At 66.0% G+C, this 14,918-nt stretch carries 10 protein-coding genes; 4 read left to right on the forward strand and 6 right to left on the reverse strand.

Annotated elements, in window-relative coordinates; translation table 11 throughout:
* Positions 1–108 precede the first annotated feature (108 nt).
* Genes ACE1EY_RS08030 through ACE1EY_RS08045 form a run of 4 tightly spaced genes read right to left on the reverse strand, consistent with a single transcriptional unit; the run spans position 109 to position 4,437 of the window.
* Positions 109–1,293 carry an FAD-dependent oxidoreductase gene (locus ACE1EY_RS08030; protein ID WP_291514807.1) on the reverse strand — a complete coding sequence of 395 codons (1,185 nt, stop codon included), beginning with the start codon at positions 1,291–1,293 and terminating at the stop codon, positions 109–111.
* Positions 1,290–2,513 (reverse strand): 2-octaprenyl-6-methoxyphenyl hydroxylase, encoded by a 1,224-nt coding sequence (ubiH, locus tag ACE1EY_RS08035; protein ID WP_373928064.1) that lies wholly within the window; start codon positions 2,511–2,513, stop codon positions 1,290–1,292. Before ubiH ends, ACE1EY_RS08030 begins: the two co-directional genes overlap by 4 nt.
* 26 nt (positions 2,514–2,539) lie before the next feature.
* Positions 2,540–3,889 (reverse strand): aminopeptidase P N-terminal domain-containing protein, encoded by a 1,350-nt coding sequence (locus ACE1EY_RS08040; RefSeq protein WP_370299909.1) that lies wholly within the window; start codon positions 3,887–3,889, stop codon positions 2,540–2,542.
* Positions 3,889–4,437 (reverse strand): UPF0149 family protein, encoded by a 549-nt coding sequence (locus ACE1EY_RS08045; RefSeq protein WP_291514810.1) that lies wholly within the window; start codon positions 4,435–4,437, stop codon positions 3,889–3,891. The genes ACE1EY_RS08040 and ACE1EY_RS08045 overlap by 1 nt, the downstream gene beginning before the upstream one ends.
* A 48-nt stretch (positions 4,438–4,485) precedes the next feature.
* Between ACE1EY_RS08045 and argE the strand changes: the two genes are divergently transcribed.
* The 4 genes from argE (at position 4,486) to ACE1EY_RS08065 (ending at position 9,194) form a co-directional block, all read left to right on the forward strand.
* Positions 4,486–5,670 (forward strand): acetylornithine deacetylase, encoded by a 1,185-nt coding sequence (argE, locus tag ACE1EY_RS08050; RefSeq protein ID WP_370299910.1) that lies wholly within the window; start codon positions 4,486–4,488, stop codon positions 5,668–5,670.
* Between the two features lie 78 nt (positions 5,671–5,748).
* Complete coding sequence (gene argA / locus ACE1EY_RS08055; RefSeq protein WP_370299911.1) at positions 5,749–7,029, forward strand: amino-acid N-acetyltransferase; 1,281 nt, start codon at positions 5,749–5,751, stop codon at positions 7,027–7,029.
* Between the two features lie 77 nt (positions 7,030–7,106).
* A complete protein-coding gene (locus tag ACE1EY_RS08060; protein WP_291514408.1) occupies positions 7,107–8,468 on the forward strand; it encodes an adenosylmethionine--8-amino-7-oxononanoate transaminase in 1,362 nt (453 codons plus the stop codon).
* A gap of 6 nt (positions 8,469–8,474) precedes the next feature.
* Positions 8,475–9,194, forward strand: coding sequence for a 16S rRNA (uracil(1498)-N(3))-methyltransferase (locus ACE1EY_RS08065; RefSeq protein WP_291514409.1), 720 nt, complete (start codon positions 8,475–8,477; stop codon positions 9,192–9,194).
* A gap of 3 nt (positions 9,195–9,197) precedes the next feature.
* On the opposite strand, the gene ACE1EY_RS08070 is transcribed toward ACE1EY_RS08065, so the two are convergent.
* Positions 9,198–9,716: a chemotaxis protein CheW gene (locus ACE1EY_RS08070; RefSeq protein ID WP_291514410.1), complete on the reverse strand. Its 519-nt coding sequence runs from the start codon at positions 9,714–9,716 to the stop codon at positions 9,198–9,200.
* On the reverse strand, positions 9,709–14,918 hold a 5,210-nt coding region (locus tag ACE1EY_RS08075), incomplete at its 5' end, for an Hpt domain-containing protein (protein WP_370299912.1). The genes ACE1EY_RS08075 and ACE1EY_RS08070, both read right to left, overlap by 8 nt.

Raw genomic sequence — 14,918 nt, forward strand, 5'->3', positions numbered from 1 at the left:
CGGCGGTCCCACGAGGGTTACGCTCTCCCGCAGGGTCTTAGTCGAGGGCGGAGTGTACCGTGACCGCGCCCGATGGCCAATGCTGATCTGAGTTGCGCACCACCGCTCTCAGCCCGGCGGTGCTGCGAACCCCGGCTTCACGCCCAGCGCCGCCTCGGCAAATTGCCGCTTGAGTGGCGGCAACACATCGGCCAGGTGCAGGCCGATGCCGCGCGCCGTGCTGACCACCGGATTGGCCGTCGCGAACAGACGATCCAGACCATCGATGCCCTGGCTCATGCGCGCAATCTCGGCGCGGCGCTCACGCTCGTAACGGCGGCGGGCCACGGGGCGCAGGCCCGTGGCGGGGTCGGACATCGCAACGCGCAATGCCCGCACGTCGTCGAAACCAAGATTGACCCCCTGACCGGCCAGCGGATGCACGACATGTGCGGCATCGCCCAGCAGGACACAGCGATTCGTCGTGAACCGTGCTGCGGTTTGCCGGCGCAGCGCGAAGGCGAAGCGCCGCGTCGGTGCGTACAGGCGCCCTAGACGCCCGCCGGTTGCCTCGGTAACCGCGTGGGCAAACGGCTCGTCATCCATCGCCAGCAACCGCTGCGCCTGCGCGGCCTCGGTGGACCAGACCAGCGACACGCGGCCATCGGACAGGGGCAGCAGTGCCACCGGACCGGTCGGCAGAAACCGTTGCCAGGCCGTGACGTCATGCCCGTGTTCACAAGCGAGATGACAGACGATGGCCTGGCCGCCGTAATCGCGACCGGCGACCGGAATGCCCAGCGCCTGCCGGCCCGGCGACCCTGCGCCGTCGGCGAGGATGAGCGTTTTGGCCAGCCACTGAGCGCCGGAGTCCGTCGTCACCGCAACGGCGTCCGTCTGGTCGGACACCGCGGTGACGGCATGGCCGAAAGCGATGTTGGCCAGCGCGGCCTGCGCCGCCGAAACCAGCGCCGAGTTCTCGACAATGGCGCCGAGGCTGCGCAGGCCGAATTCCGCAGCGCGGAAGCGGATGTCCGAACCGGACACCGCGTCCCACACGGTCATGCCGGCATAGGGTTGTGCGCGGGTGACGACGTCGTTCCAAAGCCCCAGGCTCTCGAGCAAATCGATGGACGCCGGTGATAGCGCGAACACGCGCGCATCGACCTGCGCACCCTGCGGTGAGTCGACGGGCCGGCCGGCGTCCAGCACGGTGACCTGATGCCCCTGGCTGCGCAGCGCGAGGGCTGCGACGGCCCCCACCGCCCCGGCGCCGATGACCATGACATCGCAGTGCTGCGGAGCGCTGCTCATGAAACGACCTGAGGCTCGTGGGTGGAGATCGGCAGGCCCCGCGCCAGCCGCGGGGGCTGGCCGGCGAAGCCCGTGGAACGGACGGCCATGCGCCGCTTCAGGCCCGGCAGCAAATCGGTGGTCAGCAGCCCCAGGTTGCGGCCGCTGCGCAGGCCCGGCGTGTGATTCGAGAACAGCTGGATCAGGCCGTGGGTCATGCCCGCCACGGCGCGGCGATCGGCTTCGCGACGGCGCGCGTAGCCTGCCAGCCGCGCGGCATCGCCCATGCCCTGACCTTCGGCGCAGGCGTCCGCAATAATTTCAGCCAGTGTCGCGGCATCGCGCAAGCCCAGGTTGAAGCCCTGCCCGGCCACCGGATGCAGATTGTTCGCGGCGTTGCCGATCAGCACGGAACGCGGCCCGACCAGACGCCGTGCCATGACCCGGTAAAGCGGATAGGCCTGGCGCCGACCCAGCGCGTGCAAACGCCCGAGCCGCCGACCGAAATCGGCATTGAGCCGGGTCAGAAATTCAGCCTCGTCCTGGCTGACGAGTTCATCGGCGTCCTCGACCGGACGCGTCCACACCAGCACGCAGCGCTCATGCGGCCCCGGCAGCAACGCAATCGGCCCGGTGGCGGTGAAACGTTCGAAAGCCCGGCCATCGATGGCCCTGGACGTGGCGACACTGCTGACGATCGCCTTGGCACCATAGTCATGCAGATCCGCCTCGACACCCATGGCCGTGCGCACCTGGGAGCGCGCACCATCCGCACCCACGAGCAGCCTCGCTCGCAGACTGCGGCCATCGTCCAGCGTGACGTCCACCGAGTCATCGCCGGTCCATGCCAGCTCGGACAGGCTCGCCGGACAGATGAAGTCGATCCGATTGCTGGCCTCGATTCGCTGGAACAAGGCCTGGCCGACGCTGCGCGTGGGAATGACATAACCCAGGCCCGGCAGGCCGTAGTCGGCCGCCTGCATCCGGGTGATGCCGAAACGGCCCTGGTCGGAGATATGGATGGAGCGCATCACCGCGGCATCCGCCGCCATGCCGGGCCATACACCCAAGGTCTGGAATATCACCCGCGAGGCCGCGTTCAGCGCGATGGTGCGCTCATCGAAACTCGGCTGTGCCTCGCTGCCCAGCGGCAGCGGCTCAATGACGGCGATGCGCAGCGGCAGATCAGCCAGCGCCACCGCAAGGCTGGCGCCGACCATGCCACCGCCGGCGATGATCACGTCATAAGTGTTTGACACCTGCGACGCTAGCCCGCCATCAGGGCTTCGATCTCGTCCGCGTGCTTGGGCACATCGGCCGTCAGCACGCGGGGTTCGCCATCGGTGACGACCACGTCATCCTCGATGCGCACACCGATGTTCCAGAAGCGTTCGTCCGCGCCTGGCGTGCCTTCGGCCACGTAAAGCCCCGGCTCCACCGTGAGCACCATGCCGGGCTCCAGCTGGCGGGAGTTGCCGTCGTCGTAGTAGGCGCCCACGTCATGCACGTCCATGCCCAGCCAGTGGCCGGTGCCGTGCATGAAATAGGTCTTGTAGGCCTCATCCTCGATCAGCGCGTCCACATCGCCGGTGAGCAGGCCGAGGTCAACCAGGCCACGGGTCAGGGTCTTCACCGAGGCCATATGCACATCGTCCTGATGCCGCTGGCCGGCACGCGCCGCGTCGATGGAGGCCAGCTGCGCCGCGAGCACCAGGTCGTAAATCGCGCGCTGCTCACCGCTGAAGCGACCGTTGACCGGGAAGCTGCGGGTGATATCGGCGCAGTAGCCATCGTATTCGGCGCCGGCATCGATTAGCAGCAGGTCGCCGTCAGCCAGCACCGCGCTGTTTTCCACGTAATGCAGGATGCAGGCGTTGGCGCCGCCCCCAACGATGGTGCCGTAGGCCGGCTCCATCCTGGCCATCGCGAAACTGTGGTGAATCTCTGCGGCGATCTGGTACTCGGTCATGCCGGGCTGACAAACCCGCATGGCCCGGCAATGAGCTTCGGCCGAAACCCGGCCTGCATGCGCCATCATCTCCAGCTCACCGGCCGACTTGATCAGGCGCTGCTCGTGCAGGGTCGCGCCCAGGCTGACGATGGCCTCGGGCGCGGCCGGACCGCGGCGGCTGGCAGCACGCAAGGTGTTGACCCAGCCCAGCACCCGCTGGTCCCAGGCGGAGGACAGACCCAGCGTGTGGACGACCTTCGAGCGGCCACGCAGCAGCTTGGGCAGCACGGTATCGATGGCATCCAGCGTGTGTCCCTGGTCGGCCCCATAATTGGAAACCACGCCTTCCGGACCGGCGCGCAGGCCGTCCCAGATCTCCCGTTCCCGGTCACGCGGCCGGCAGAACAGGTGGAATTCGCCATCGGCGTGACCCGGCGCCAGTACCGCCAAGGCATCGGGTTCGTTGAATCCGGTCAGGTAGCGGAAGTCGCTGTCCTGACGAAACGGATAGTGCACATCGCTGTTGCGCGTCTGCTCGATGGACGACGGGATGATGGCGACGCCGTCGTTCCCGATGGCCTCCATTAGCTGGCGACGGCGGGCGGAAAATTCAGCCGGCTCGATCGCGGGACCAACCGGTACGGCGTTCGTGTCGAGGGGGCTCATCAGTGAATCGACTCCTGCCGGTCCTGCGACTCGGCCTGTTCGTGCAACTCGAAAAACAGCATCTGCGCGCCCACGCGCACGTACTCGATCAATTCGGCGTAGGCGGTTTCCTCCGACTCGCTTTCCTCGATATTCCCGGCGCGGGCAATCTCACCAAAGTCGCGCACGACTTCCTGGGCATCGCTGGACAGCGATTCGATGGAAAAGCCCGGCAGCGATGCAGCGCCGAAGAGAAAACCCTGGCACCAGAGCGCCAGTGACTGCACGCGATCGGGCAGCGTGGCGGTGTCGTCCGGCAGCATCGGGGCGAACCCCATGTCGGCATCGACAAAATCGTGGGCGGTGTCACCGCGCAGCTGTTCCAGCACGGTGCGTGCGGCATCAGCCGCCTCGCCGCGACTCAGGTCAGCAGCGATGCCGAGGTCTACGGGCGGCTCGATACCGGCAGCAATCATGCCGGCCAGGGTGCCGTGGTATTCCGCGCCGGGTTGGTGGATTCCCAGCCCGGAGAGCGCGCCTTCCAGGCTGTCATAGTCAATGTCGGTCATGGCGAGGGCCGTAAGAAAGACCCGTTATGATAACGCGGTCTCCTCCCCATGAAGGGCTTTGTGAACCGCCTCCCCGATCCCGTCGCGATGATGCAGTCGCTCATCGCGCTGCCCAGCATCTCCAGCGCCCAGCCGTCCATCGACCAAAGCAACCGCGCGGTGGCCGAGCAACTGGCCACCTGGCTGCAACCGCTGGGTTTTCGCTGTGAACTGCTGCCGCTGCCGCGACAGCCGGACAAGTGCAATCTTGTCGCCACGCTGGGGCAGGGCTCCGGCGGCTTGGTGCTGGCCGGACATCTGGACACCGTGCCCTACGACGAAGGCGCCTGGAACAGCGACCCGTTTAATGGAACGGTGCGCGATGGCCGCCTCTACGGCCTGGGCAGCACCGACATGAAGGGCTTTCTCGCGCTTGCCGCCACCGCCGCGGCCCGGTTTCAGGCCGGGCAGCTGCGCGAGCCGTTAATCCTAATCGGCACCGCCGACGAGGAAACCGGCATGGAAGGTGCGCAGATGTTGCTGGAGACCGGACGTCCGAAGGCCCGCCACGCCGTCATTGGCGAACCCACCGGCATGCGGCCGATTCGCGCCCACAAAGGCATTCTGATGGAGGCGATCCGCATCAATGGCCGGGCAGGTCATTCCAGCAATCCGGCATTGGGCACGAATGCCATCGAGGGCATGGCGCGCGTGATCGAGGCGCTGCGCGGCCTGCAAAACGAGCTGCGCGAAACCTTCAATGATCCGGTGTTCGCGGTTAACCACCCGACATTGAACGTCGGCCACATTTGCGGCGGTGACGCCCCCAACCGCATACCCGCGCTCTGCGATCTGCACATCGACCTGCGCTTTCTGCCCGGCATGTCGATAGAGGATCTGCGCGAACGCATCCACCGCGCCGCGCAAACGGCGGTGGACGGAACCGACTACGGCCTGGACGTGCATCCACTGTTCGATGGGACCCCCGCTCACGGCTGCGATGCCGCCGCCGCGATCTGCCGCGCGGCGGAGCAGCTAACCGGCCACAACGCCGGCGCCGTGGACTTCGCCACCGAAGCCGGCTACTTCGGCGCGCTGGGCATGGACACGATCATCATGGGCCCCGGCGACATCGACTGCGCTCACCAGCCGGACGAATACCTCCGGCTCGACCGCGTGGAACCGACCATCGACCAGCTGGCCCGGCTGATCCAGCGTTTCTGCGTCGAACCGCAGACCGCCAGCCCACACTGATACAAGCGCCAGGGCGCTGCGCTACGCTTAGCCGTTGGGGACCCACACCAAACCGAACGGACTCGAAGGATCAACCGCATGAGCCAGCACCCTCTGGTCGAAGCGCTGCGCGAATTCGCGCCCTATCTGCATGCCCATCACGGGCGCACCTTCGTGCTCTGCATTCCCGGAGAAGCACTGCTAGACGAGGATCGCCGCGCGCTGATCTACGACATCGCCTTGCTGCGCAGCCTGGGCGTTCGGCTGGTGCTGGTGCATGGCGCAAGGCCTCAGATCGAAGAGCGCCTGGCCGCGGAGCGTTGTAGCTGCGACGTCATCGAGGGGCTGCGTGTGACCTCGCCTGCTGCCATGGGCAGCGTGGCTGCCGCTGTGGGCGCGGTGCGCATGGAACTGGAGGCACTGCTGTCCACCGGCGTCGCCAGCTCTCCCATGGGTGGTGCCCGGCTGGAAGTCACCGGCGGCAACTGGGTTGTCGCCCGGCCCGTGGGCATTCGCCATGGCATCGACTTCCAGCTCACCGGTGAGGTTCGGCGCATCAATGTCGATCCGCTGCAGGCGGCGCTGAACCGTGGCGCAATCGTGCTGCTGTCACCGGCCGGATACTCGCCGACCGGCGAAACCTTCAACCTGCTGGCCGAAGAAGTCGCTCTGAAGGCGGCGGTCGCCCTGCGCGCCGACAAGCTGGTCTATCTGCACCCGGAACCGTCCGCGGCAACGCCCAACCAGTGGTCACTGGCGACGGCGCGGGATCAGCTGGCCTGTGCGCCGGATGATGCGCTGTTCCGCGCCGCTGTGGAGGCCGCGGAAGCCGGGGTGCCGCGTGTGCATGTGGTCAGCGCGCGATCCGATGGTGCGCTACTCACCGAGCTGTATACCCGCGACGGCATCGGCCGGATGATCGCCAGCGACGGCTACGACGCCGCGCGACCGGCACGCATCGACGATGTGGGCGGCATTCTTCAGCTTATCGAGCCGCTGGAACGCAAGGGAATTCTGGTCCCGCGCTCACGCGAGCAGCTTGAACTGGATATCGACCGGTTTCTGGTCATGACCCGCGACGCCATGGTCATCGGCTGCTGCGCGCTCATGCCCTACTCCGACGAACAGATCGGCGAGATCGCCTGCATCGTCGTCCACCCGGACTACCAGCGTGAAGGCCGCGCCGACACCTTGCTGCGCCAGGCCGAGGAGCGCGCGCGCTCTGAAGGTTTGACGCGGGTCATGGCGCTGACGACACACACGCCGCACTGGTTCATCGAGCGGGGTTTCGCCCAGGCCGATGTCGAATCGCTGCCCGTGGAAAAGCGCGCGCTGTACAACCTGCAGAGGAACTCGAAGGTGTTCGTCAAGACGCTCTGAATCCGGCGAATCCCCGGTTGCTTTCTCAATCCAACCCTGTAAAACCGGCGACGCACTCGCCGGCCGGACCCGAGGCCATGACCGACTCTATCGACCACAACACCGCCTGGGCGCAACGTGATCTGGACCATGTCTGGCATCCCTGTACCCAGATGAAAGACCACGAGGCACTGCCGCCGCTGCCAATCCGCTCGGCGCAAGGCGTGTGGCTGGAAGATTTCAACGGCCGTCGCTACATCGACGCTGTGAGCTCCTGGTGGGTGAACCTGTTCGGCCACTCCAACCCTGTGATCACGGCCGCGCTGAAGGACCAGCTCGACACGCTGGACCACATCATGCTCGCAGGCATGACCCACTCCCCCGCGGTGGAACTGGCCGAGTCATTGGTCAGGCTGGCGCCCGAGCCGCTGACGCGTTGCTTTTACGCGGACAATGGTTCGGCCGCGGTCGAGGCGGCGCTGAAGATGAGTTTTCACTACTGGCTCAACCGCGGCGAAACCCGTCCGCGCTTCATGTCGCTGTCCAATAGCTACCACGGCGAAACCCTGGGCGCGCTGGCCGTCGGCGACGTGCCGCTCTACAAGTCCACCTACGGACCGCTACTGCTGGACAATATCGTCGTGCCGGGGCCCGACTGCTATGGCCGGCCCGAAGGCATGAGCTGGCGTGAACACTCCGAGGCCGCATTCGCCGCCATGGAAACCGCGCTGGAACAGCATGCCTCCGAGGTCTCGGCAGTGATCGTCGAGCCGCTGGTGCAATGCGCCGGTTCCATGCGCATGTATGACCCGATTTACCTCACCCGCCTGCGCGAAGCCTGCAACCGGCATAACGTCCACTTAATCGCCGACGAGATCGCCGTCGGGTTCGGCCGCACCGGCACATTGTTCGCCTGCGAACAGGCCGGCATTGCCCCCGATTTTCTGTGCCTGTCCAAGGGCATTACCGGCGGCACGCTGCCGTTGTCCGTGGTGCTGACCTCGGACGATATCTACCAGGCGTTCTACGACGATTACGCCAAGATGCGGGCCTTTCTGCACTCGCACAGCTACACCGGCAATGCCCTGGCCTGTCGGGCAGCGCTGGCCACGCTGTCGATTTTTGAATCCCGTGATGTGCTGACCGAGGTTCGAGCCAAGGGCGCGGCAATGGAAGCGGCGGCGGCGCCCCTGCGTGATCACCCGAACGTCGGCGACATGCGCCGCCACGGCATGATCATGGCCATCGAGTTGGTGCGTGACCGCGACAGTCTGGAACCCTTCGACTGGCGAGAGCGCCGCGGCCGCCGGATTCATCGTCATGCGCTCACCGAGGGCGTGCTGCTGCGACCGCTGGGTGATGTCGTGTATTTCATGCCGCCCTTCATCATCAACGACGACGAAATCGAGGCCATGGTCGGCGCGGCGATACGCGGCATCGAGCTCGCGGTTGCAGGTTAGACGCGCTTGCGTATTTCACGGTTTTACGTCGACCACCCCCTGGAGCAGGAGGCGCAGTTCGAATTGCCGGACGCGGTCGCGCATCATCTGGTCCGCGTTCTGCGCGCACCCGCCGGGACCGCACTGCGGCTGTTCAATGCCGACGGCATCGAATGTGAGGCAACGCTTTGCGCCGTTTCCAAACGGTCGGCCAGCGTGCGGTGTGGCCATATGGTGGCCACGATCACCGAGCCACCGATTCGCATCGCGCTTTATCAAGCCCTGAGCAAGGGCGAGCGCATGGACTATGCGGTGCAGAAAGCCACGGAACTGGGTGTGGCGGAAATTCGCTTGCTGAACACGCAGCGGGTGGATGTGCGACTGGGTGGCGATCGCCTGGACAAGCGCATGTTGCATTGGCAGCGCGTCGCCATCGCCGCGGCGGAGCAGTGCGGGCGAGTGTCGGTGCCAACGATCCACAGGCCGGTCGAATGGCCGGTGGAAGCGCCCGCAGAGGGACAGGCGCTGGTGCTGGACCCGGAGACCGACACCCGTCTGAGTGCGCTCGCCCCTACCGACGATGTCGCAATTGCGGTCGGCCCCGAGGGAGGCTTCACCGCCGACGAAGTGCAGCGCGCCCAGGCGCAGGGCTGGACCGGGTTACAGTTCGGGCCGCGCATTCTGCGCACCGAAACCGCGGGCCCGGCCGTTATCGCCGCCGTTCAGGCGCGGTGGGGTGATCTGTAGCGGCTAACTCAGGAAGGCGGGCAATTCCGCGGCTTCCAGCGACCCCGCTTCCACGCGTACCAGCGCACTGGCGAGTTGCGATTCGATGCGGTCAAGATCGGGAATCAACGCGAGATTGGTCCCGATGCGCACGCGGCAGGCGGTGTTGTTGCGCTCGGGCAGGTCGTCCGACCAATCCGGTTGCAACGCCCGTTCATTGACCGTGACCAGATGCGGATAACCCTGGGCCACGATCACGTACTGCCCGGCCATGACCTGATCGGTCACAGTGTTCAGAACCAGCAGTCGCGCCCGCGGCATGCGCTCCGGAATGGGCAGCCCGAGCAGGCCCTCGACGGCGATCAGCGGCAACCGCCGGTCTCGCCAATCGACGAATCCGAGCAGCCAGTCGGGTGAACCGGTGTTGATATCCACATGCTCGAAGGCGAGCACATCGGCAATCGCCGCATTGGGCAGCAGCCAAGTTTCGCCATTGAGCGTGATGAGCGCTCCGTAGACCTGGTCCGGCATTGCTTCATCCATGACCGGCCTCCTGCATTTCACCCAACACGGATTCGATCTCGCTGAGCAACTGAGCTTCCTGGTACGGCTTGATCAGGTAACGGTTCACGCCGATGCGCGCCGCGCGTTCGCGGTGCTTATCGCCCGAGCGCGACGTGATCATGATGATCGGCAAATCGGCCAACTCCGCCGTATTGCGCACATAGGTGGCCACCTCGAAGCCATCGACGCGCGGCATTTCGATGTCGAGCAGCATCACATCCGGCCGTTCGCCCTGCAGCTGCGCCATCGCGTCCATGCCGTCCTTCGCCGTCACCACGCCATAACCGTTGCGCGTGAGCAGGCGCTCGGCGACGCGGCGCATGGTGATCGAGTCGTCGACCACCATCACCGTCAAGGCATCGACGCCGCGCTCTGGCTCGGCATCAACGGGTGCTGCAATCGGTTGCAAGGTCGCACGCTGAGCGGCGGCGCGAAGCAGGCCCGCCAGATCGAGAATCAGCACGACCTCGCCATCGGGCATGATCGTGGCCCCGGCCATGCCGTCGATGGCGCCAACCTGCGGCCCGACCTGCTTGGACACGATTTCGCGATTGCCCTGCAACTGATCGCAAACCAATGCCACGCGCCGTTCGGCCCCGCCCAGGCCTTCCGTGTAGGCGGTCAGGATCACCGGCAGATTCCGGGCTTCGAAGCTATCGGGCACCGGGATGCCCAGCAACGTACCGACATAGCGAACGTCATAACGCTCGCCGCCGTATTCATAACTGGGCTCGTCGCTGGCCGCCAGGCGCGCCAGGTCGGCTGCCGGAACCCGGCCAATGCCCTGCACCCCACCGATCGGCACGGCGTAGGTTTCCTCGCCCACCGACATCAGCAGCGCGCGGCTGATCGCCAGCGACAGCGGCAGGCGGATGACAAAGCGCACGCCCTTGCCGAATTCGGATCGCACGTCGACCGAGCCACCCAGGTGCTTCACCTCGGCGCCGACCACATCCATGCCGACCCCGCGACCGGCAACCTGGCTCAGGTTGTCCGCGGTGGAGAAGCCCGGTTCGAAAATGAACTGCGCCACGGCTTCGTCGGACGGCTCAGCCGTGGGATTCAGCAGGCCGCGTTCGACCGCCTTCTGGCGGATCTTCAGCAGGTTCAAGCCGCCGCCATCGTCGGCGACTTCCATCACCAGCTGTGTGCCCTCGCGACGCAACCGCACATCGATGCGCCCGTTCTCGGGCTTGCCGGCGGCGACGCGTGCCTCGGGCGATTCGATGCCGTGATAAACCGCGTTGCGTAGCAGATGCTCCAGCGGACCGGTCATGCGCTCCAGCACATTGCGGTCCATCTCGCTCTCGATGCCTTCGAATTCGGCGGTGACGGCCTTGCCGAACTCGGCCGCTGTCTGCCGGACCACGCGTTGCAGCCGTTGCACCTGCCGGGAGAACGGCACCATCAGGGTGCTCATCAAGCCCTGCTGCAAGGACGTGTTGATCTGCCCCTGGTGGCGCAGCATGCCGTCGACCTCGCTGACCTGCTGCGACAGCGTGTCCTGCAGGTTGCCCAGATCGGCCACCGACTCATTCAGGGCGCGCGACAGCTCCTGCATGCGCGTGTAGCGGTCCATTTCAAGCGGATCGAATTCGTCTTCGTAACGATCCGGTCCCTGCTCCGACCGACCATGCTGCCGCGCCTGAATCTGCGCGTCGGTTTCCATCTCCATCTGCCGCAGCTGCGACCGCGCGCGGTCGATGGTCTGCTGCAACTCGTTGAGCTGGCTCGCCAGACTGTTGGCCTGCTGTTCCAACCGCGAGTGGAAGATGCCCACTTCACCGGCCTGGTTCAGCATCGTGTCCAGCTGCTCGACGGTGATCCGGGCGGTTTCACGGCGCACCAGAATCTGTTCGTCCTGCGCGGCCGGCGGCTGCCAGAACAGGCGCGCGTCCCAGTCGCGGATCTCCGCCTCCGGCGGCTCAATTCGCGGTGCGGGCAGCGCGTCATCAGCAGCTGAGCGCTGCTCTTCTTCGCTGTCTTCGATCAGATCCTCTTCGGCTGGAACCGCCGATGCGCCAACCACCTCGTCCGGTGCCTCAACAGCCGGATCGGCAACCGGCGCGGATTCTTCCACCTGGACGGGATCGGGCGCCTCCAGCGCCGGTTCCTCGGCCACCGACTCGACGAGGACCGAATCCGGCACCGTCGGCGCTCGCAATGACCGTTCAACATCGTCGGCCGTGGTCGCCAGCCGCTCGGCGCCCATTTCCGCCTCGCGTAGCCACTGCGGCGTGAACTGCCCGCTCAGCAGCAGACGTTCCAGCGCCGTTTCAAGCTCATGGACTTGATCACCAAACGCCATTAACCCCGACACTCGGGCGCCGCCCTTCAAGGTATGCAGACAGCGCCGGACCGTCGCGACGGCGGCGACTTCACGCGACGGATCGATCGCCAGCCCGGCCAGCGCCGTGCCCATCTCGTCGAGAAGCTCGCGCGCTTCGGACAGGAAAATGTCGACGACTTCCTGATCGATGGCCTGATCGACGCCCCCATCATCCGGCAGCGCTTGTGCGATACCCATCGCCGCCAGCGATTCATCCGGCGACTCCTCTTGCGCCGGCTCTGCAAGCAACTCCGATTCGTCCGCGATTGGCAGATCAATGCTGGCATCGTCGGCGGCACCGACATCGCCGGGTTCGTCCGATGGCCAAAGCAGTTCGACCGTGTCGGGTGCGTCCGACGGAGGTGCGGCCTCATTGGTCTCAACCTGTAATACGTCTTCCGGCGGGGCGATCGGTGGATCGGCCTCTGGCGTCAACGGGACATCGGCGGCGTCGGGGAGTTTGACCTCCTCGTCACCCGGCGGCTGCGACAACGCCGCCAGGTCAGCTTGCTTGCCCAGTCGCTCCAGATCCTCGATGTCATCAAGAACGCGACGACCATCGAGCGATTCCGCACGTTCCAGTTGATCGACTAGGGCGTGGAACCCATCGACGACGGTATGCAATTGGCTGACCACCCCGGCATCGCGAGCCAGCCGTCCCGCCAGCATGTCGCTGACAACATCCTCCAGCCGGTGGCTGACATTGCCCAGCGCCGATACGCCGGCCGTGCGGGCACCGCCCTTGAGCGTGTGCAGCGCACGTGCGATCTCATCCAGTGGTTGATCGTTGGCCGGATTGTCCTCGAACAGCGCGAACGCATGATCGATACCCTGCAACAGCTCACGCGCTTCCTCGGCAAACGTCGCGGCCAGTTCCGCGTCGAAATCGTCATCCGGCACTGCACGGGTGATCGGCACTGATGCGGCTAGCGAGCCAGGATCCGGGCCTTCCGGTGTCGCCGCCTGTTCGGCGGCTTCAAGCGTCGGCGGCTCGGCGTCGCCCGCGGTATCGCTTGCCAGGACGATTGCGCGTTCGGCCTCGTCGAACAATGGCGGCTGGTGCTCCGGTATGTTCACGGCCAGCCCGGAGCGGTGCGCATCGAGCATCTGATAAACGTGCTCGATGCCGGAGTCCATGCCCGCGAACCAGGCGGTATCAGGCGGCGGCGCACCCGCGCTGTCCCGGACCAGGACGCGCTCACGCAGGCTGGCCGCGAGTTCGCGAACGTCCTCGACATCCGCCATGCCCGCGCTGCCCTTTAACGTATGCAGGGCCTCGGCGACCTTGCGCGCATGATGCTCGGCCGCCGGGGTGCTCTTCCAGGCCTGAATCTGCTGCTCGATGCCATCCAGCAGCTCCGCTGCCTCGTCGGTGAAAGTGACGATCAGCCGCCGCCGGGCGCTAGCCTTGCGGACATCTTCGGGCAGTTCGCGAAGCGCCTGCGTGGCGCGCTCACGCAGGCTTTCCAGCCCGGGCCGCTCCACGATTCCCGCCTCGTCGGCATCCAGCCAGGCTGCGAGCTCGGCCATGGTCTCGTAGATCAGCGAGCGCTCGGCATCACCCAACCCCAGACCCGCCGTCATCACGGTCTCGCAAAGATTCTCCAACTCCGACGACAGCTCGGAGATCGATTCCATTGACAGCGAGGCAGAGGCACCGGACAAGGTGTGCAGCGCCCGCACGAGTTCATGCGTGACCGGAAAGCGGCCGTGCTCGTTCGCCGGTTGCGTGTCCAGCCACAGCCGGATCGTCTCGAGATGTTGCCGCGCATCCTCGCGAAAAATCCGATGGATTTCTGGATCGAAGTCCTCGTCCGCGTCGTCGATCTGCAAACCGCGTGCGACGCGATCCGTGCGGGCGACAAGCTCCCGCGCCTGTTCGCCCAGCGGCTCGCCATCCCGGAAGTTGCTGACCACGCCGGGCAATGCGTCCACCGCCTGTTCCAGCGTCTTCACGACCGCCGGGGTCACGCTCAGCGCGCCTTCCAGGCAGCGGTTGAGCATGTGCTCCACAGACCAGCCGAACTCGCCAATGTCGGTCGCTCCGACCATGCGCCCGCTGCCCTTGAGCGTGTGGAACGCGCGGCGAATCGTCGTCAGCGTCTCGTGATCTTCGGTATTGCGCAGGAAGGTCGGGAGATGCCCTTGCAAGGTTTCGAGAACCTCCGCGGCCTCTTCCAGGAAGACATCGCGAATCTCGGGATCGATCTCGTCCGGGCGGGCCGGCTCGGGCAGCTCGATCGCCTCGGCTGCCGCGGACTGCGACGCGGGATCGGCACGCAAACGCTCGTCGACCTGCGCAAGCACCGTATCGAGCTGGTCCAGCAAATGCTCGGTCTGCGGCTGCGACTGCTGCAACGCTTCGATGTAGCACTCAGCCAGAGCGACCGCATCGGCGAATCCGTCCGCCAGCGCTGAGCTGTCGCGGATATCGCGGAAGCCGTCCAGATCCATCGTGGCCCGCAACCGCGCCGTCAACGCCGCTCCGCGGTCGCTTTCTAGCACCGACAATGCGGATTCGACCTGATGCAGCATGCGCTTGGCGTCGCTCAGCAACCCCGGCTCACCACGTGCGATGTACTCGCTGATCTGATCCTTGAGCTGCGACAGGTTGACCAGCGACTCGCGCAATGCCGCCGCCGCACCTTCGCGATGGTCCAACCGGACAGGCGGTGGTTCGGCGAGCACCGTCGCCGGGTCTCGGCGCTGACCGTCGTAGCCACGCACGTGGCCAAACAACGCGTCTTCAAGATTGTGTTCGACCAGCAACAGGGCCGTCGCGAGTTCCATCCAGCGCGCATCACCGGCGTCCAGCGCCAGCGTGTCGAGCAGGTCGGCCTGACGGTCGATGA

The organism is Abyssibacter sp. (genome assembly GCF_964229365.1).
GTDB lineage: Bacteria > Pseudomonadota > Gammaproteobacteria > Nevskiales > OUC007 > Abyssibacter.